Below are 17,895 nucleotides of genomic sequence, written 5' to 3' on the forward strand. Positions count from 1 at the left end.
TCGGCGTGCGACGCCTCCGGCCGCGTCCCACGCCCGGAGCGCGGTCGGGGCACGACACCGTCGGTGGTGGCCGGTGGGGAGCCCGGCTCGGTTCGTTGCAACAGGGTGGCCAGGCGGCGCAACCCCCGGTGGGCGGCGGTGCGGACCGCGCCCGGCCGGCGGCCGAGCACCCGGCCGGCGGTCTCGGCGTCCAGGCCGACCACGGCCCGCAGCAGCACCGCCTCGGCCTCCCGGGGGGGCAGGGTGGAGATCAGCGCCAGGGCCCGTTCGGTGCTGATGGTCTCGCCGGCCCGTTGCTCGGTGTCGGCGTCCGCGGCCAGGTCGGCGAGGTCCTGCACCGGGACCGGCAGGGCCGGCCGGCGGCGTTGCCGGCGCAGGTGGTCCATGGCCCGGTTGCGGGCGATGGTCACCGCCCAGGCCCGGAACTCGCCGCCAGAGAAGCTGGGCAGGTCCCGGGAGATCTGCAACCAGGTCTCCGAGGCGACGTCCTCCGCGTCCGTGCCGACCAGCGCGGTGAGGTACCGCAGCAGGCCCGGTTGCAGGCTGCGGTACAGGTACCGGAACGCCTGCTCGTCGCCGGCGCGGGCCGCGGCGACGGCCTCCCTCAGCTCACCGGTCATCCGCGCGCCGCCCCGCCGCCCGGTGCCGTGCCGGTCCGCCGCGACGTCCCGCCCACCGCGCGACGCGGCGTCCGGGCCTCCGTCCGCACCATCCGCCCCCCGCTGCCCTGGCCCGGCCGGCCACGCCGACGGCCGCAGCGGCACGTGGCGGACGCCCGCCGGGCCCGGTCGCCGTACCGGCGCCTGGGCGGGCCCGGGCCGGGCCAACGCTAGGAGTGGATCGACGATCGGACAAGACGGCACGGCCCCGGAAAAGAGTGACAATTCTCTAGCCGGCTGAGCGGCGAGTCAACGTAACACCACGGGTCCACCCGACGCCACAACCGGTGCCCCACCGGTCACCGAACCGGCAATCACCAGCGCCCGGCCGGCCACACCACGGCCTCGTGGTGACGGTCCGCGTCCAGCCGTTCACCAGGGGTTTCGGGTGCGCCCCGGCGGGGTCTCCCGCCCGCCCGGCGGGGCCCACCGGGCGGGCACCTCGCGGTGCGCCACCGTCGCCCCCAGTGGGTACCGTAGGCGGGTGTTGTCTTCGGAGGTCGTACTCAGCGGGCGTTACCGCTTGGACGAACGTGTCGCCACCGGCGGCATGGGTGACGTCTGGCAGGGGACGGACCTGGTGCTCGGTCGCCAGGTCGCGGTCAAGGTCCTGCTGCCCGCACTGGTCTCCGACCCGGACTTCATCGCCCGGTTCCGGGCCGAGGCCCGGATCATGGCGGCGTTGCGCCACCCCGGCATCGTCCAGGTCTACGACTGCGGCGAGGACCAGCTCTCCGACGGCGGGCGCGCCGACTACCTGGTCATGGAGTTCGTCGAGGGGCAGCCGCTGTCCAAGCGGATCGAGGCCGCCGGCCGCCTCGACGTCGGCGAGACGATGTCGGTGGTCGCCCAGGCGGCCCAGGCCCTGCACGCCGCGCACAGCGGCGGCATCGTGCACCGCGACGTCAAGCCGAGCAACCTGCTGGTCCAGGCCGACGGCACGGTCGTCCTGGTCGACTTCGGGGTGGCCCGCTCGACGAACGTGACCAGCATCACGAGCACCAACGCGGTGCCGGGCACCGCGCTCTACATGGCCCCCGAGCAGGCGGCCGGGCGGCCGGTGACCGGCGCGACGGACATCTACGCGCTGGGCGCGGTGGCCTACTGCTGCCTCACCGGCGCCCCGCCGTTCACCGGCGACAACCCGTTGCAGGTGGCGGTGCGGCACCTGGACGACGAGCCGCCGCCGCTGCCCGACGAGATCCCGCTCGCGGTCCGGACGCTGGTGCTGCGGGCCCTGGCGAAGGACCCGGCCGAGCGCTTCCCGACCGGCGCGCAGATGGCCGAGGCGGCGCGGGCCGCGCTGGCCGACGGCGACGTCGCCACGGCGATGGTCGCCGCCGCGCCGGTCCGGCCCCGGGGCGGTCTCGACCCGCACACCCGCACCGACCCGCCGGTCGGGGCGCGGGTCGCCACCGGCGGGCGCAAGCCGCGCCGGGGCACGCTGATCGGCGCGGCCGTGGCGGTGCTGGTGGCGTTGGGGGCGCTCGGCGCAGCCCTGGGCGCGACCGGCACCGTCGGCGACGGCGAACAGGGCGTGGAGATCCAGGACACCGCACCGGCGACGGTGCCGTCCACGGTGCCGGAGCAGACCGAGGACGCCGAGGAGCCCACCGTCGAGCGGGAGCGCCCGGTCCGGCCGGCCAACCCGACGGGCCGTCCCTCGGCCGAGCCCACCCCGTCGCCCACCCCGGAGCCGTCGCCCAGCGCCGAGCCGACGCCGACGCGGTTCCCGTCCCGGCCGCCGGCCACCTCCGCCGCCCCGACCACGAGCGCGCCCTCCCCCACCGAGCCGGGGCCGGAGCCGAGCAACCCGCCGGTGGACCCGCCGCCGAGCACCGAGGGGACCGGCGGGGGCGGAAGCGGCGGCGGGGCGCCCCACGCGCCCCGATAATCCCAAACCGGACGTACGACCGCGTATCTCTCTCTAGGCTGATAAGCAGGCACTTTCCAACCTGCTGTGGAGGCCCGGGTGAACGTCGAGAAGCTGGTCGTCATCGGTCAGGGGTACGTCGGCCTGCCCCTGGCCATCCGCGCCGTGGAAGCGGGACTGGACGTGGTGGGTCTCGACGTCGACGGCGGCCGGATCAAGCGGCTCGCGCACGGTGACTCCTTCGTCGAGGACATCACCACCGCCCGCCTCGGCCGCGCGCTGGCCAGCGGCCGGTACCACCCGAGCACCGAGTACGCCGACGCCGAGGGTTTCGACATCTGCGTGATCACGGTGCCCACCCCGCTGCGCGACGGCACCCCCGACCTCAGCTTCGTCGAGCAGGCCGGCACCGGCATCGGCCCGTACGTGCGGCGCGGCACCACCGTGATCCTGGAGTCGACGACGTACCCGGGCACCACCGACGAGCTGCTGCGCCCGCTGCTGGAGTCGGCCAGCGGGCTGCACAGCCCGGGCGACTTCCACCTCGGGTACAGCCCGGAGCGGATCGACCCGGGCAACCCGACCTGGCGGCTGGAGAACACCCCGAAGGTGGTCTCCGGGCTGGACGAGGCGGCGCTGCACCGGGTCGACGCGTTCTACCGCCGGCTGGTGGAGCGGACCGTCCCGGTGGACTCGACCCGGGTGGCCGAGCTGACCAAGCTGATCGAGAACACCTTCCGCCAGGTCAACATCGGCCTGATCAACGAGCTGACGATGCTCTCGCACCACCTGGGCATCGACGTGTGGCAGGCCATCGAGGCGGCCGAGACCAAGCCGTTCGGCTTCATGCCGTTCCGCCCCGGCCCCGGGGTGGGCGGGCACTGCCTGCCGATCGACCCGTGCTACCTGTCCTGGCAGGTCCGGCGGAAGCTGGGCCGGCAGTTCCGCTTCATCGAACTGGCCAACGACATCAACCACGAGATGCCCGAACACGTCGCCCAGCGGGTGATGGCCGGGCTGAACCGGGCCGGGCGGGCGGTCACCGGCGCCCGGTTGCTGCTGCTGGGGCTGGCGTACAAGCGCAACACCGGGGACATGCGGGACTCCCCCGCCGTGGAGGTGGCCCACCTGCTGCGGGCGCTCGGCGCGCAGGTGCACGCGGTGGAGCCGTACGCCGAGGCGCAGCACCTGCCGGACGGGGTGACCGTGGTGGAGCTGACCGAGGCGCAGGTGCGCCGCGCCGACGCCGTGGTGGTGGTGACCGACCACGACTGCTTCGACTACGACCTGGTCTCCCGGCACGCCCGGTACGTCTTCGACGCCCGCAACCGCTGCCGGGGGCCGGCCGTCGAACGACTCTGACCCACCCCCACCCGGACACCGGTGCGGGCGGTGCGGGGCGATCCCCCCGCACCGCCCGCACCGGCACCTCACTCCGCGCCCAGCGCCTGGACCACCGGCCGGGACAGCGCCCGCCGGGCCGGCAGGACCGAGGCGACCAACGCCGCCAGCACCGCGACGGCGAGGATCCCGGCGAGCTGCCCCCACGGCAGCACCAGGCCGAAGTCGCCGCCCAGCTCGGCCAGGAGGGCCATCGTGCCCGCGCCCACGCCGACGCCCAGGGCCACCCCGAGCACCGCGCCCACCAGGGCGGTGAGCACCGCCTCGACGGCGAGCATCGCCCGCATCCGGCCCCGGGTCAGCCCCACCGCCCGCAGCACCGCGTTCTCCCGGGTCCGCTCCAGCACCGACAGGCTCAGCGTGTTGGCCACCCCGACCAGGGCGATCACCACCGCCAGGCCGAGCAGCGCCACCACGAAGGCGAGCAGCATGTCCACCGTGCCGGTGAGCATCCGCTTGTACGCCGCCTGGTCCATCAGGTTGACCGTCGGGTACCCGGCCAGCACCTCCTCGACCGCGGTCCGCGCCGAGGCGGCCGACACCCCCTCGGCGGGGTCGACCTCGGCCAGGTAGCCCCGCTGCCCGGGGAAGAGCCGGTCGAAGTCGGCAGCGGCCAGCTCGACCCGGTACCCGGCCGGCGCCGACCCGCCGAACGCCGACGGCGCGACGGTGACCACGGCGGCCACCTCGAACGACCGTCCGTGCAGGGTGACCCGGTCGCCGGTGGACCAGCCCCGGGCCCGGGCCAGCTCACGGTGCACCAGCACCCGGCCCGGGCCCAGCCGCTGCACCGTCCCGGAGTCCACCCCGGCCAGGGTCCGGCCGACCAGCGCCGGGTGGGCGGCCCGGTACTCGACGCCGTCGACGACCGTGCCGCGCTGCTCGTGCGCCACGCCCACCTCCGGGCGTGCGGCGAGGTCGTCGACCAGCCCGGCGGGCAGGTCGCCGCCGACCCCGGTGACCAGGAAGTCCGCCCCGACCTGGGCGTCCACGCTGCGTTCGATGCCCACCTTGGTGCTCTGCGCGCCGATCACGAAGGACGACACCAGGCCGATCCCGATCACCAGCGCGGTCGCCGTCGCGGCGACCCGCCGGGGATTGCGGACCGCGTTCGCCACGGCCAGGCCGGCGGTGGCCCCGACCAGCCACCGGGCGGGCGCGCCGAGCACCCGGACCAGCGCCGGCACCAGCACCGGGCCGAACAGGACGACGCCGAGGAAGCCCAGCACCCCGCCGAGCGCGACCAGCAGGACCTGACCGGCCGGGGCGGCGCCAGCCAGCGCCGCGACCCCGGCGGCGAGGACCAGCGCGCCGACGACCAGGCGTACCCGGCCGGCGGGGCGGGTGACCTGCACGGCCGCGTCGGTCAGCGCGGCCACCGGGGCGACCCGGGTGCCCTGCCAGGCCGGGACGCAGGCCGCGCCGAGGGTGAGCACGGTGCCGGCGGCGAGGCAGCCCGCCACGGTCGCCGGGGTGACGGTGAGCGTCCCGGCCAGCGGGGTGGCCAGCGCACCCAGCAGCGCGGTCAGGCCCGCCGCCAGCCCGGCCCCCACCAGCACCCCGAGCGCGGAGGCGACCAGCCCGACCACGGCGGACTCCAGCAGCGTCGCCCGGAACACCTGCCCCCGGGTGGCGCCGACCAGGCGCAGCAGCGCGGTCCGGCGGGTGCGCTGGGCGAGCACGATGGTGAAGGTGTTGGCGATGACGAACGCGGCCACCACCACCGCCACCCCGGCGAAGGTCAGCAGCACCAGGTTGAACTGGCGCAGGTCGCGGACCGCGTCGGCGACCGCCGCGTCGAGGATCGCCTGCCGGTGCCGCACGGTGGTGCCCGCCCCGGCCACCTCGGCGATCCGCTCGGCGAGCACGGTATCGGCGACCCCCGGCCCGGCGGCCACCATGATCCGGCCGTAGCCGTCCCCGCCGGTGACGGCGAGCGCGTCGGCGCCGACCAGGCCGATGAACGGGCCGCCGACGTCCCGCGTGGTGTCGGCCACGTCGACCGTGCCGACCAGGGTGTACGGGCGGGCCGCCCCGCTGTCGCCGCCGACGCGCACCGGAGTGCCGAGGGTGAAGCCCTCGTCGGCCACGGTCCCGGCGTCGAGCACCACCTCGCCGGGGCGGGTTGGCAGCCGCCCGGCCACCACGTCGTACGACTGCAGGGCCGGGTCGGTGGGGATGGCGGCGAGGAACCCGAATCCGAGCACCGGGCGGCCGTCGGCGCCGACCACCCCGGCGGTCCCGGTCAGCTCCCCCTCGGCGGCGCGCACCCCGTCGACCGCGCGGACCCGCTCGACCAGCGACGGCGGGATCGGGTCCCGTTCGGCGTAGACGCCGACGTCGGTGTGCCGGTCGAAGGTGCCGGCCCGCTCGTACGCGCCGGCCCGCATCCCGTCGATGAAGATCAACGTACCGGCGACGAAGGCCACGCCGAGCACCACGGCCAGGGCGGAGAGCAGCATCCGCAGCGCCTCGGCGCGCAGCGAGCGCAGGGTCAGGCGGAGCACGCCGGTCACCGCCCCGCCGCCGGCGCGCCGGCCGGGTCGAGGTGGGCGAGGGCGTCCAGGACCCGCTCGGCGGTCGGCGCGGTCAGCTCCCGTACCAGCCGGCCGTCGGCCAGGAAGACCACCCGGTCGGCGCGGGCGGCGGCGACCGGGTCGTGGGTCACCATCGCCACCGACTGCCCGAGGGTGTCGACCGCCTCGCGCAGCAGCCGGAGCACCTCGGCCCCGGCGCGGGAGTCCAGGTTGCCGGTGGGCTCGTCGGCGAAGACCACCCACGGCTTGGTGATCAGGGCGCGGGCCACCGCGACCCGCTGCTGCTGGCCGCCGGAGAGCTCGGCCGGGCGGTGCCGCAGCCGGTCGGCCAACCCGACCGCGGCCACCACCTGACGCAGCCACGCCGGGTCGGCGCGCCGGCCGGCGATGGCCAGCGGCAGCACGATGTTCTCCTCGGCGCTGAGCGCGGGCAGCAGGTTGAACCTCTGGAACACGAACCCGACCCGGTCCCGGCGCAGCAGGGTCAGCCGCCGGTCGTCGAGGCGGCCCAGGTCGGCGTCGCCGATCCGGACCGAGCCGGCGGTGGGCCGGTCCAGCCCGGCCAGGCAGTGCATCAGCGTCGACTTGCCGGAGCCGGACGGCCCCATGATGGCGGTGAATCGGCCGGCGGCGACGTCGACGTCGACACCGTCGAGGGCGACGACGGCGGACGGACCGCTGCCGTACCGCTTGACCAGGCCCCGGGCGGTGACGGCGACCCCGGCGGTGGCGTGGACGGGTGCTGCGACGGACACGGTGGAACTCCCCGTACGGATGGTGGGTCTGGGACGTCTCCGACGCTATGGCCGGCACCCACCCGCCGAGATCAACCCGGACGCTCGACCCGGGTACGCCGCGGGTCGCCCGCCCCGGCCCCCCTCGTACGCCTCAGGTCGTACGCCGACTCTCCCCGCCGGGGGTGACCAGCCCGCTCTCGTACGCCAGCACCACCGCCTGCACCCGGTCGCGCAGCCGCAGCTTGGCCAGGATCCGCCCGACGTGCGTCTTCACCGTCGCCTCGGCGACGTGCACCCGGGCGGCGATCTCCGCGTTGGACAGGCCCTGCGCGACCAGCAGCAGGACCTCCCGTTCCCGCTCGGTGAGCTGGGCCAGCCGGGGGTCCTCGCCGGGGCCGGGGCCGAGCTGGCCGGCGAACCGGTCGAGCAGCCGCCGGGTGATGGGCGGGGCGACCACCGAGTCGCCCCGGGCGACCACCCGGATCGCGGCGAGCAGCTCCTCCGGGGGGACGTTCTTGAGCAGGAAGCCGCTCGCCCCGGCGCGCAGCGCGGCGAACGCGTCGGCCTCGGTGTCGAACGTGGTCAGCACCAGCACCCGGGGTGGACCGGCCGGCCGGTCGGCGCAGAGCCGCCGGGTGGCCTCCACCCCGTCCATGGTCGGCATCCGCACGTCCATCACCACCACGTCGGCCTCGACGCGGGACAGCACCCGCAGCGCGTCCGCCCCGTCGATCGCCTCGCCGACCACCTCCAGGTCGGGCTGGGAGCCCAGCACCATCCGGAAGCCGGCGCGCACCAGCGCCTGGTCGTCCACGATCACCACCCGGACCGTCATACCGTGCTCACCTCCGTCGCGGGGCTCGACGGTAGCGGCAGCCGGGCCCGCACCTGCCACCCCCCGGCCGGTCGCGGGCCGGCGGTGAGGCTGCCGTCGTACACCGAGACCCGCTCGCGCATGCCGACCAGGCCGTGCCCGCCGGACGGCGCCGGGGTGGCCGCCGGCCGGCCCCGCCCGTCGTCGACCACGTCGATCAGCACGGTGTCGGCGGCGTGGTGCAGGGTGACCTGCACGCCGGCGCCGACCCCGGCGTGCTTGAGCGCGTTGGTCAGCGCCTCCTGCACGAGGCGGTACACGGTCAGCTCCACCCCCTGCGACAGCGGGGCGGGGGTGCCGGTGACGGTCCAGCCCACCCGCAGCCCGGCGGCGCGGAACCGGTCCAGCAACGCCGGCACCTCCGTCACCGAGGGTCGCCGGTGGGTCGGCTCGTCGGTCAGCCCCGCCGGGTCGTCCCGGTCGGTTCCCCCGCCGTCGTGCGCACCGGCCCGGTCGGGTCCGGGTGCCGGCGGGGGCGCGGCGGCCGGCTCCGCCGGGTCCGGCTCCCGCAGGACGCCGACCAGTCGGCGCATGTCCTCCAGGGCCTGCCGGCCGGTGTCCGCCACGATCCGGACCGCGGTGCGGGCGGTCTCCGGGCTCTGGTCGATCATGTACCGGGCGCCGTCCGCCTGGACGATCATGACGGCCATGCTGTGCGCCACCACGTCGTGCAGTTCCCGGGCGATCCGGGTCCGTTCCTCGGCGACCGCCGCCCGCGCCTCGGCCTCCCGTTCCCGCTCCAGGGTCGCCGCGCGTTCCTCCAGGCTCAGCACGTACAGCCGCCGGGTGCGCACGTTCAGCGCCATCAGCCACACCGCCCCGGTGAGCAGCCCGTAGAAGAGGGCCGGGAAGTACCAGGCGACCTGGGACGGGGTCTGCACGGCGGCGAGCACCACCCCGACCGCCGCCACGATCCCGGCGACGATCCCGGCGCGCAGCCGGTCGGCGTACGCGACCACGCTGTACAGCGCGATCAGCACCGCCACGTCGTACGGCAGCGGCCCCCAGCCGAGGGCGACCTGGACGAACGCCAACGCCGCCACCACGGCGGTCACCGCCGCCGGCCGGACCCGCCGCCACAGCAGCGCGACCGCCATGCCCAGCCCGACCGCGGCGGAGAACCAACCGCCGGGCTGGGCGGACACCGCCGCCACCCCGAACAGGGCCACCGCGCCGGCCACGACCACGTCGAAGACGACGGTACGGGTCCGCAGGATCGTCGCGCTCATCGTCACCCAGCGTACGAGGTCACCGACCGTCCCTCCGCAGGTGGCGGGGCGGGGCGGGCAGCCGGAACCGGTGTGCGGATTCCGACGCGACACGCCGACAGCGGCGTCGGAACCCGCACACCGCTCGCCGGGGCCGGGCGGGGCGTCGGGTGGGTCAGGTCGGCGCGGTGGGGGCGCGGCGGGTCAGCAGGGTGGTGGCGGTGCGGTGCGCGACCTGGTGCCGCTCGGCGGGGGTGAGGCCGGCACGGGTGAGGGCGTCGCTCACCCGGTCCCGGTCGACGGGGCGCTCGGGCACCGGCCAGTCGCTGCCGGCCACCACGTGGTCCGCCCCGAGCAGGTCCACGGCGAAGCGGATCGCCGCCGGGGCGAACCCCATGGTGTCGACGTGGACGTGCCAGCGCTCGCCCGGCGGGGCGTCGACGCCGATCCGCTCCCCCCACCCGGCCGCCGCCGCCACGTGCAGGCCGGCCGCCCCCAGCATCGGGACCACCAGGCGCAGCCCCGGTACCGCGTCCAGGGTGCCCGCCGCGAGCAGCGCGAGCAGCCCGGCGGCGCTGGCCGTACCCCGGGCCAGGGACGTGCCGAGCCGGCCGAGCGGACGCAGGTCGGCGGCGAGCGCGGCCGGGCTGACCGGGTGGACGAAGACGGTCAGCCCGGCCTCGGCGGCGGCCTCCAGGGTGGGCCGGCACCGGGGCGCGTCCAGGTACGCCCCCCGGTGCGCGCAGTCGACCACGATCCCGGGCAGCCCGGCCGCGACGGCGGCGGCGACGGTCCGGGCCCCGGCCTCCCGGGCGTACGCGTCGACCGTGGCCAGCCCGGCGAACCGGTCGGGGTACGCGGCGACCACCGCGCACAGGTGGTCGTTGAGCGCCGCGACGGTCCCCGGGGCGATCGACTCCCCGTCCGAGGCGACCATCGACGGTGGGGCGCTGAGCACCCGGCGCGTCACCCCCAGCCGGTCCATCCCGGCCAGCGTGCCGGCCACGTCGCCGACCTCGCGGGCCACCCGCCGCCACGACCGCAGCAGCTCGTCGGTGGCGTTGACCGGGGCGAGGGCGGGCACCGCCGGGGCGACGTGGTGGCTGTGGAAGTCGACCACCGGCAGCGGGTCGCCGGTCACGTCCGGACCGTCCCCTCCGCGGCGATCAGCCGGAACACCTCGGCGCGCAGCGCGGCGAACCGGGCGTCGGCGCGGGTGCCGAGCTGGTCCCGCTCGGCGGGCAGGTCGACGGTGAGGTCGGCCCGGATGGTGGCCGGTGCCCGGCTGAGCACCAGCACCCGCCCGCCGAGGTAGACCGACTCGTCGATGTCGTGGGTGATGAACAGGACGGTGATGCCGAGCCGCCGCCAGATCGCCCGGACCAGGTCCTCCAGGTCCGCGCGGGTCTGCGCGTCGACGGCGGCGAAGGGCTCGTCCATCAGCAGCACCCGGGGCTCGCCGACGATCGCCCGCGCGATCGCCACCCGCTGCTGCATCCCGCCGGAGAGCTGCCAGGGGTACGCCCGGCCGGCGTCGGCGAGGCCGACCGCGGCGAGCGCCTCCTGGGCCCGGCGGTGCCGCTCGGCACGGGGTACCCGGCGGGCCAGCAGGGGCAGGGCCACGTTGTCCCGGACCGTCTTCCAGGCGTACAGGCTGCGGCCGTACTCCTGGAAGACCACGGCGAGGCCGGGCACCGGGCCGGTGACCGACGCGCCGTCGAGCAGGACCCGGCCGTCGGTCGGGGGCAGCAGCCCGGAGACCACCTTCAGCAGGGTGGACTTGCCACCGCCGGAGGGGCCGACGACACAGACGAACTCACCGGCGGCGACGTCGAAGCTGAGCCCGTCGATGGCCACCACCGGCCGCTGCGCGGACGGGTACACCTTGCGCAGGCCGTCGACCCGCAGCAGCGGCTCGTGGGCCGGCCCGGCGGCGGTCACGGGCGCGCCCCGGTGGCGCGGCGCAGGCCGTGGTGCCAGGCCAGCACCCGGCGTTCGACGACCTCCAGGGCCTTGGCGAGCAGGAAACCGAGGATGCCCAGGAAGATCATGCCACTCCACATCTCGGGCAGGGCGAAGCTGCGTTGGAACCGGACCACGGCGTGGCCCAGGCCGTCGGTGCTGACCACCATCTCGCTGATGACCATGAGGATGAGCCCGATGCCGAGGGCCTGGCGGAGCCCGGCGGCGATCTGCGGGGACGCCGCGGGCAGCACCAGGTGGCGGAAGGTGGCCAGCCGGGACAGCCCGGCCACCCGCGCGGTGTCGAGTTGGACCTCGTCGGTGCCCCGGACCCCGTCGACGGTGTTGAGCAGCACCGGCCAGAGGCAGCCGAAGGCGATCACGGCGACCTTCATCGCGTCGCCGACGCCGACGACCACCAGCAGCACCGGAACCAGCACCGGGGAGGGCAGCGCGCGGAAGAACGCCAGCGCGGGCTCCAGCAGGGTGCGCAGCACCCGGGACGAGCCGATGAGCAGTCCGGCGGCCACCCCCAGTACGACGGCGAGCAGCAGCCCGAGGGCGAACCGGCGCAGGCTCGGCACCACGTCCAGGACGAACCGCTCGGAGAGCCAGACCCGGCCGAAGGCGTCCAGCACGGTCCGCAGCGGCGGGTAGAACGGGTTGGTGCTGCCGGCGCTGGCCAGCCACCAGACGGTGACCAGCAGCGCCGGCAGGCCGAGCGCGGCCAGCGGCCGGACGGCCCACCGGGGCGGTCGGGGCATCCGGACCAGTCGGGCGGGTCGGGTCACGCGGACGGGGCGGGTCACCGGGGTGTCACCTCCCGGCGGACCGAGACGTGCCAGTGCAGCAGCCGGCGCTCGGCCAGCCGGACCAGCGCGTTCACGCCGATCCCGAGTATCCCGGTGACCAGGATCAGGGCGTACATACCGGGGATGTCGGCGCCGGCCTGGGCGAGCCAGATCTCCCGGCCCAGCCCCGGCGAGCCGATCACCAGGCCGGCGGTGACGGTGAGCACCAGCGCCACCGAGGCCGCCAGCCGCAGGCCGGTGACCGCGTACGGCAGCACGGTCGGCCAGACCAGGTGTCGGACCTGCGCGACCGGCCCCAGGCCGGCGGAGCGGGCGGCGTCGCGGGCCACCGGGTCGACGTCCCGGACGCCGTAGAGCACCTGGATCAGCACCAGCCAGAAGCAGGCGTACCCGACCAGGAAGAGGGTGGCCCCGAGGTCGGCGCCGAACAGCAGCACGACCAGCGGGATGAAGACCACCGACGGGATCGGGCGGAGGAAGTCGATGGTGGAGGCGGTGGCGGTGCGCAGCACCCCGACCGAGCCGATGACCAGGCCGGCGACGACCGCCGCGACGACCGCGAGGAGCAGCCCGAGCGCCCAGCCGCCCAGGGTGGTGCCGACGGTGCGCCACAGCGCCGCGTCGCCGGCCCGCCCGGCGAGCGCGGCCAGCACGGTGCTCAGCGGCGGCAGGTGCTCGGCCGGAACGAGCCCGGTGCGGGGCACGGTCTCGAAGGCCAGCGCGAGGCCGAGCGCGCCGAGCGCCCCGCGCAGCCGGTCGGCCCGCGCCCCGGTGCCACCGGGCCGCGCCGGCACGCGGGCGGCCCGGGTGCCGGCGGAGTGGGGTACGGCGACGGTCATGGCAGGACGAGGTCGGTCAGGTCGGGCTTGGCGGTGATCACCTTGTCCCGCAGGGCGTAGTCGGCGAGCTTGTCGAGCACGTCGACGCTGACCTCGTCCTTCCAGCCGGTGATGGTGATCTTCCCGGCCAGCTCCGGCTTGATGGTGGTGAAGGTCGGGATGATCTCCCGGACGGCGGCCTCGTTGTCCCGGGCGTAGGCGTAGGACTCCCGGACCGCGGTCCGGAAGTCCCGGACCAGTTCCGGGTTCTTCTCGGCGAAGGCGCCGGAGGTGAAGTACGCCGAGACGGTCAGGTCGGCGGCCAGGTCGCTGAAGCCCCAGCCGATCTCCTTGGCGCCCTGGCTCTTGGCCAGGGTGAGGAACGGCTCCACCAGCCACGCGCCGTCGACCGTGCCGGCGGCGAGCGCGGCCGGGGCGTCCGGGAAGGGCAGTTCGAGCAGCTTGACGGTGGACTCGTCGCCGCCGTCGGCGCGGATCGCCTCGCGGGCCGCGGCGGCGGCGATGTTGGTCAGGCTGTTCGCCGAGACGGTCCGGCCGGCGAGTTGGCTCGGCCGGTCGATCCCGCTGTCCCCCGCGACGACCAGCGCCCCGTAGTCCTTGCCCGCGCCGCGCTGGCCGGTGGAGGCCGACGACGGCACGATCGCCTTCACGTCCAGCCCCTGCGCCTTGGCGGCGACCAGGGTGGTCAGGTCGCCGGTGGCGATGTCGACCTTGCCGGCCAGCACCGAGGGGACCGACAGCAGGTCGGCGTTGGTGGTGTCCCACTCCAGCGTGATCCGGTGCTTGTCGAAGATGCCCTGCTTCTCGCCGACGTACAGCGCGGAGAGGTGGGACAGCGGCGACGAGGCGATCCGGATGGTGCGGACGCCCTCGGCGTCGGTGGCCGCCGTGGCCCCCGTCCCCTGCGCCGACCCGCAGCCGGCGACCGCCAGGGCGAGCAGGCCGGCGAGCAGACCGGTGGTACGGCGGGCGGGGAGCCGGCCCCGCCAGCGGGGGGCGACTGTGCTGGTCATGGCAGTGTTCTCCAGTGCGTGAAGGGGTTGCGGGGTCGGTGGGCGGGCTTGCGGCCGGTCGGGTCGCGGGGCCGGTCTCGTCACTGCGTCCGGTGTGGGTGCGGGGTCCGGTCGGCGGGGTGCCGGACGGTCAGAAGGCGAGAGGCTTCTCGTGCTGGGCGGCCGGGGGCAGCGCCGCCGGGCCGCCCAGCGGGGTCGAGGCGAGGGTGGAGACGGCGGCCTCCTCGATGGCGATGACCAGACGGGCGGCGTGCGCGGCGTCGGTGCCCGTGACGAGGAGACCGTGGTTGGCGAGCAGCACCGCCCGGCTACGCGGGTGCTGGGCGAAGGTGTCGACGATGCCCCGGACCGCCTCGTCACTGCCGCGCGGTCCCCAGGGCGCCACCGGCACGTCGACCGGCTGACCGTGGATGAGCAGCGCCTCGTACCGGGCCGGCAGCGGCGTCGCCGCGATGGCGTACCCGGTGGCCTGCGGCGAGTGGGTGTGCACGACCGCACCGACCTCGGGGCGCAGGCGGTAGACCTCGGTGTGCATCCGGGTGATGCCGGCGGTGAACCGGCCGGGCTCGCCGAGCACCACCCGGCCGTCCAGGTCGACCACCACCACGTCGGAGCTGATCACCCGGCGGCCGGCGGTCGGGTCCCCGTCGGCCGGGGCGACCAGGAGTTCACCCCGGTTGAGCAGGATGTGCTGCGGCGAGGAGGCCAGCCGGACGCTGATGTTGCCGTGCCCGCTGTGCGACATCACCCCGGCGGAGAAGAGGGCCCGGACGGCCCGCAGCAACTCGCCCCGGGCGCGGTCCACGTCGGTGAGGTCGAAGGTGGCGTCGGCGGGCGACGGGCGATCCGTGGACATACGCGGTGGTCCTCCCCTGCGGCACCCGGGGCGGTACGACCACGCGGGTGACGGTGCGTCATCGGCGCTGCTCAGCACCGATCTTGCGTGGCAGATTAACCGATAAAACCTATCTGCTAAATAGAGATTCGGGGTGAGCTGGATCATCCCGCACCCGCCCTGACCTGGCACGAAAGGCGGATTGACGCCCCGACTACCGGATGCAGCCGGCACCCCCTGGCACCGCTCACGGTCCCGCCGGACGCCACCGAGCCCCGATTACTCACGGAGAGCCACCGACCGTGACGGCACGCGCCGGACGGCTTTCCCGGCCCCCACCCCACCAGGCAGTGCCGGCGCGACCGGGGCGGGCAGGAGTGGGCCGCCCCGGATCGCCGGCATGTCTTGAACGGCGGACACCGCGTGCCCTAAGATCCAGATCGATCGATGATCGAAGACTGTCGAATCCCGGCGTCGGGCGCGGGCTGACCCGGTGGGGTCGGCGGCTGGTGTCGGCTACCCACGGGAGCAGCGGTGGAAGACGGATCGTCCTCGTCGGGTCTCGACCGGCGACGCCTGTTGGTCCTCACGACGGCCGCGCTCGCCGCCGGCATCATCCCCGAGGCGTGGCTCGCGGAGGCGGCCTACGGCGCGACGCCCCGGTGGAACCGCCCCTTCGACACGTGGATCCCGATCACCTCGCCGTTCGGCATCCGGGTCGACCCCATCACCGGCGAGCGGCGGCAGCACAACGGCACCGACTACAGCCGCGCCGGCATCCTCGGCTACCCGGTCCGGTCGATCGCGGCCGGCACCGTGACGAGCGTCAGCTACGCCGCGGGTGGGTTCGGTCACCACGCCGTCGTCACCCACGCCGACGGGTGGCGCAGCATCTACGCGCACCTGCGGGAGGCACCCGTCGTACCGGCCGGCGCCCAGGTCGCCGGCGGCCAGCACCTCGGCGCCGTCGGGTCGACCGGCCGGTCGACCGGGCCGCACCTGCACCTCGAGATCGTCCACCCGAACGGGCAGCGCGTGGACCCCGAGTCGGTCCTCGCCGGGGCCCCGTACGCCGGCGCACCCGGCCAGCCACCCTCGATTCTCACCAAGGACGGACTGATGTACCTCATCTGGAGCACCGGCGGCACGGGTTACCTGGTCACTCCCAACCGCGTCATCGGGCTGCGGTCGATGGCCCACTACAACCTGTTCAAGCGGATCATCAACTCGAACCAGGCCGCCGCCCAGCCCGAGGTCTTCAACCAACTGGAGATCGACCAGATCAACGCCTACCTCAACGGGCACGTACCCGCCTGACCGGGCCGACCCCCGACGGGTGGACCGGCCCGTCGGGGCATCGCCGCCCGTGGGGGCGGCCGGTTCATGGAGTGGAACACCACCTGCTGCTCGGCGGGGAGGATCGTCAGCGCGTTCAGCTTCGCGCGCGGGTCCACCGAGCGAGTCGCGGTCGTGCGGGGTGCGGACCTCGTCGAACGGGTGCCCCACCCGCCGCTGCCGGCTCTCCACGTACCGGACGTCCGCGAGCTGCCGGCGGACCTCCTGGTCGGGGTAGGCGGGCGAACTGCCGAGCACGCACAGGTCAGCCAGCCGGCGCGGCCGGCCGGGGCGAACCGCGCCGGCCACCGCCCGCGACGCCCAGTCCGCCGATTTCGTCACCACTGATCCCGACCCGTCCGGTTTGGGAGCGGTGCGGGTGGGGACACCACTCGCACTGTCTTCGACGGAGGTCACGATGGAGAACAAGTCCCGCCCCGGGGTCACGACCAGGGGCAAGCATCCCGTCCGGACGGCCGCGCAGGTCGTCGGCGCGGTCTTCGTACTGGTCGGTGTGCTCGGGTTCATCCCCGGCATCACCAGCGACTACGACACCATGCAGTTCGCCGGCCACGAGTCCCGGGCCAAGCTGCTCGGCCTCTTCCAGGTGTCGATCCTGCACAACCTGGTCCACCTCGCCTTCGGCGTCGTCGGCCTGGCGCTGGCCCGCACCGTCGCCGGCGCCCGCGCCTACCTGATCGGCGGCGGCGCCGTGTACCTGGTGCTCTGGCTCTACGGGCTGGTCGTCGACCACGGGAGCGGGGCCAACTTCGTACCGCTCAACAACGCCGACAACTGGCTGCACCTCTTCCTCGGTGTCGGCATGATCGCCCTCGGGGTCGTCCTGACCCGTGGCCGCGCCGCCCGGCGCTGACCGGAGGGCGCCCGGGAGGGCGACCGGGATGGGAGTTCCCGGCAGCGGGCTCCCGAGGGCCTGCGGGAACAGGCGGCGGTGCCGCGAAGGCGCTACGACGGGTCAGGGGGCGAGCAGGTCGCGCATCCGGGCGATCTCGGCGCGCTGCTCGGCGACGACCCCGTCGGCGAACTCCCGCAGGGTCCGGTCCACGCCCACCGCCAGCAGGTCGCGGGCCATCTCGACGGCGCCACCGTGGTGGTCGCTCATCATCCGGACGAACAGCCGGTCGAACTCCTCGCCCCGGGCCTCGGCGAGCCGGCGCACCGCCGACGCGGACTGCATGCCGCGCATCGTGGCGTGGTCGTGCCCGGCGACCTCGCGCGGCAGGCCACGGGTGTCGAGCCAGCCCTGGAGCACCCCGACCTCCGCCCCCTGGCTGCTGCGGATGCGCTCGGCCAGGGCCCGCACCCCCGGGCTACCCGCCCGGTCCCGGGCGAGCGCGGCCATCTGGAGGGCCTGTCCGTGGTGCGGGATCATCATCCGGACGAACCAGACGTCCAGGCTGTTGTAGCGGGGGGCGGCGGTGTCCCGCAGCGCCCGGGGGTCCAGGGTGGCCGCCACCTCGCCGGGGCGACCCGGCACGATGACCGACGGCACACCGGCCGACGCGGCCGACGGCAGCACGGGGGTCGCCTCCGTGCCGTCCGGCCGGACGGCGGACCGGTCCCCGCCGGACGACCGGGTGGCCAGCACCACCCCGACCACCAGCGCCAGCAGGACCGACGTGACCAACAGCAGTGTCCGTCCCCGGCCGGCGGTCATACGCTCCCCCCTCGTTTCGAGGTCACCGTGATGGTATCCATTGACAGATGACGCTTGATGTGACGCGCATCACATTGACGCCCATCACCGATCGGTAAGGTGTGCTCATCGCCATTCCCCCTTTCGGAAAGG

General features: G+C 75.3%; 16 protein-coding genes. 4 read left to right on the top strand and 12 right to left on the bottom strand.

Translation table 11 applies throughout. The features are described 5' to 3' along the window. Nucleotides 1-620, bottom strand: a 620-nt coding sequence (locus AWW66_RS19620) for an RNA polymerase sigma factor (RefSeq protein ID WP_067368465.1), incomplete at its 3' end; no start/stop codon positions are given. A gap of 523 nt (nucleotides 621-1,143) precedes the next feature. Between AWW66_RS19620 and AWW66_RS19625 the strand changes: the two genes are divergently transcribed. Then, the gene (locus AWW66_RS19625; protein WP_083978644.1) at nucleotides 1,144-2,553 is read left to right on the top strand and encodes a serine/threonine-protein kinase; all 1,410 of its coding nucleotides are present in this window, start codon (nucleotides 1,144-1,146) and stop codon (nucleotides 2,551-2,553) included. Nucleotides 2,554-2,631: 78 nt separating this feature from the next. Next, on the top strand, nucleotides 2,632-3,894 hold the full coding sequence (locus AWW66_RS19630; RefSeq protein WP_067368527.1) for a nucleotide sugar dehydrogenase: 1,263 nt from the start codon (nucleotides 2,632-2,634) through the stop codon (nucleotides 3,892-3,894). 68 nt (nucleotides 3,895-3,962) lie between these two features. Here AWW66_RS19630 and AWW66_RS19635 read toward each other — a convergent pair whose 3' ends face one another. The 10 genes from AWW66_RS19635 to AWW66_RS19680 all read right to left on the bottom strand — a co-directional run bounded on the left by AWW66_RS19635 (nucleotide 3,963) and on the right by AWW66_RS19680 (nucleotide 14,771). Next, nucleotides 3,963-6,440 (bottom strand): ABC transporter permease, encoded by a 2,478-nt coding sequence (locus AWW66_RS19635; protein WP_067368533.1) that lies wholly within the window; start codon nucleotides 6,438-6,440, stop codon nucleotides 3,963-3,965. Nucleotides 6,441-6,445: 5 nt separating this feature from the next. Further along, nucleotides 6,446-7,225: an ABC transporter ATP-binding protein gene (locus AWW66_RS19640; protein ID WP_067368468.1), complete on the bottom strand. Its 780-nt coding sequence runs from the start codon at nucleotides 7,223-7,225 to the stop codon at nucleotides 6,446-6,448. 133 nt (nucleotides 7,226-7,358) lie between these two features. Further along, nucleotides 7,359-8,042, bottom strand: a complete 684-nt coding sequence (locus AWW66_RS19645) for a response regulator (protein ID WP_067368471.1) — start codon at nucleotides 8,040-8,042, stop codon at nucleotides 7,359-7,361. Further along, nucleotides 8,039-9,310, bottom strand: coding sequence for a sensor histidine kinase (locus AWW66_RS19650; RefSeq protein WP_067368474.1), 1,272 nt, complete (start codon nucleotides 9,308-9,310; stop codon nucleotides 8,039-8,041). The genes AWW66_RS19645 and AWW66_RS19650 overlap by 4 nt, the downstream gene beginning before the upstream one ends. Nucleotides 9,311-9,464: 154 nt before the next feature. Further along, nucleotides 9,465-10,430 (bottom strand): amidohydrolase family protein, encoded by a 966-nt coding sequence (locus AWW66_RS19655; RefSeq protein WP_067368477.1) that lies wholly within the window; start codon nucleotides 10,428-10,430, stop codon nucleotides 9,465-9,467. Next, complete coding sequence (locus AWW66_RS19660) at nucleotides 10,427-11,230, bottom strand: ABC transporter ATP-binding protein (protein WP_067368480.1); 804 nt, start codon at nucleotides 11,228-11,230, stop codon at nucleotides 10,427-10,429. Before AWW66_RS19660 ends, AWW66_RS19655 begins: the two co-directional genes overlap by 4 nt. Further along, entirely contained in the window at nucleotides 11,227-12,060 is an 834-nt protein-coding gene (locus AWW66_RS19665; protein WP_245648382.1) for an ABC transporter permease, read from the bottom strand. Before AWW66_RS19665 ends, AWW66_RS19660 begins: the two co-directional genes overlap by 4 nt. Next, nucleotides 12,057-12,902, bottom strand: coding sequence for an ABC transporter permease (locus AWW66_RS19670; RefSeq protein WP_067368482.1), 846 nt, complete (start codon nucleotides 12,900-12,902; stop codon nucleotides 12,057-12,059). Before AWW66_RS19670 ends, AWW66_RS19665 begins: the two co-directional genes overlap by 4 nt. Then, the gene (locus tag AWW66_RS19675; RefSeq protein WP_067368485.1) at nucleotides 12,899-13,915 is read right to left on the bottom strand and encodes an ABC transporter substrate-binding protein; all 1,017 of its coding nucleotides are present in this window, start codon (nucleotides 13,913-13,915) and stop codon (nucleotides 12,899-12,901) included. Before AWW66_RS19675 ends, AWW66_RS19670 begins: the two co-directional genes overlap by 4 nt. A 130-nt stretch (nucleotides 13,916-14,045) precedes the next feature. Next, nucleotides 14,046-14,771, bottom strand: a complete 726-nt coding sequence (locus tag AWW66_RS19680; RefSeq protein ID WP_067368488.1) for a class II aldolase/adducin family protein — start codon at nucleotides 14,769-14,771, stop codon at nucleotides 14,046-14,048. A gap of 513 nt (nucleotides 14,772-15,284) precedes the next feature. On the opposite strand from AWW66_RS19680, the gene AWW66_RS19685 reads away from it, so the two are divergent. Both AWW66_RS19685 and AWW66_RS19690 read left to right on the top strand, forming a co-directional pair. Further along, nucleotides 15,285-16,067: a M23 family metallopeptidase gene (locus AWW66_RS19685; protein WP_083978645.1), complete on the top strand. Its 783-nt coding sequence runs from the start codon at nucleotides 15,285-15,287 to the stop codon at nucleotides 16,065-16,067. Between the two features lie 436 nt (nucleotides 16,068-16,503). Continuing rightward, nucleotides 16,504-16,959 carry a DUF4383 domain-containing protein gene (locus AWW66_RS19690; protein WP_067368496.1) on the top strand — a complete coding sequence of 152 codons (456 nt, stop codon included), beginning with the start codon at nucleotides 16,504-16,506 and terminating at the stop codon, nucleotides 16,957-16,959. Nucleotides 16,960-17,061: 102 nt separating this feature from the next. Here AWW66_RS19690 and AWW66_RS19695 read toward each other — a convergent pair whose 3' ends face one another. Then, on the bottom strand, nucleotides 17,062-17,763 hold the full coding sequence (locus tag AWW66_RS19695; protein WP_067368498.1) for a DUF305 domain-containing protein: 702 nt from the start codon (nucleotides 17,761-17,763) through the stop codon (nucleotides 17,062-17,064). Between the last annotated feature and the right edge of the window lie 132 nt (nucleotides 17,764-17,895).

The organism is Micromonospora rosaria (genome assembly GCF_001567585.1).
Classification (GTDB): Bacteria; Actinomycetota; Actinomycetes; order Mycobacteriales; family Micromonosporaceae; genus Micromonospora; species Micromonospora rosaria.

Coding starts and splice junctions, on each gene's coding strand:
- AWW66_RS19690 (WP_067368496.1), top strand. CDS start 16,504: ATGGAGAACAAGTCCCGCCCCGGGGTCACGACCAGGGGCAAGCATCCC.
- AWW66_RS19680 (WP_067368488.1), bottom strand. CDS start 14,771: ATGTCCACGGATCGCCCGTCGCCCGCCGACGCCACCTTCGACCTCACC.
- AWW66_RS19695 (WP_067368498.1), bottom strand. CDS start 17,763: ATGACCGCCGGCCGGGGACGGACACTGCTGTTGGTCACGTCGGTCCTG.
- AWW66_RS19670 (WP_067368482.1), bottom strand. CDS start 12,902: ATGACCGTCGCCGTACCCCACTCCGCCGGCACCCGGGCCGCCCGCGTG.
- AWW66_RS19645 (WP_067368471.1), bottom strand. CDS start 8,042: ATGACGGTCCGGGTGGTGATCGTGGACGACCAGGCGCTGGTGCGCGCC.
- AWW66_RS19650 (WP_067368474.1), bottom strand. CDS start 9,310: ATGAGCGCGACGATCCTGCGGACCCGTACCGTCGTCTTCGACGTGGTC.
- AWW66_RS19675 (WP_067368485.1), bottom strand. CDS start 13,915: ATGACCAGCACAGTCGCCCCCCGCTGGCGGGGCCGGCTCCCCGCCCGC.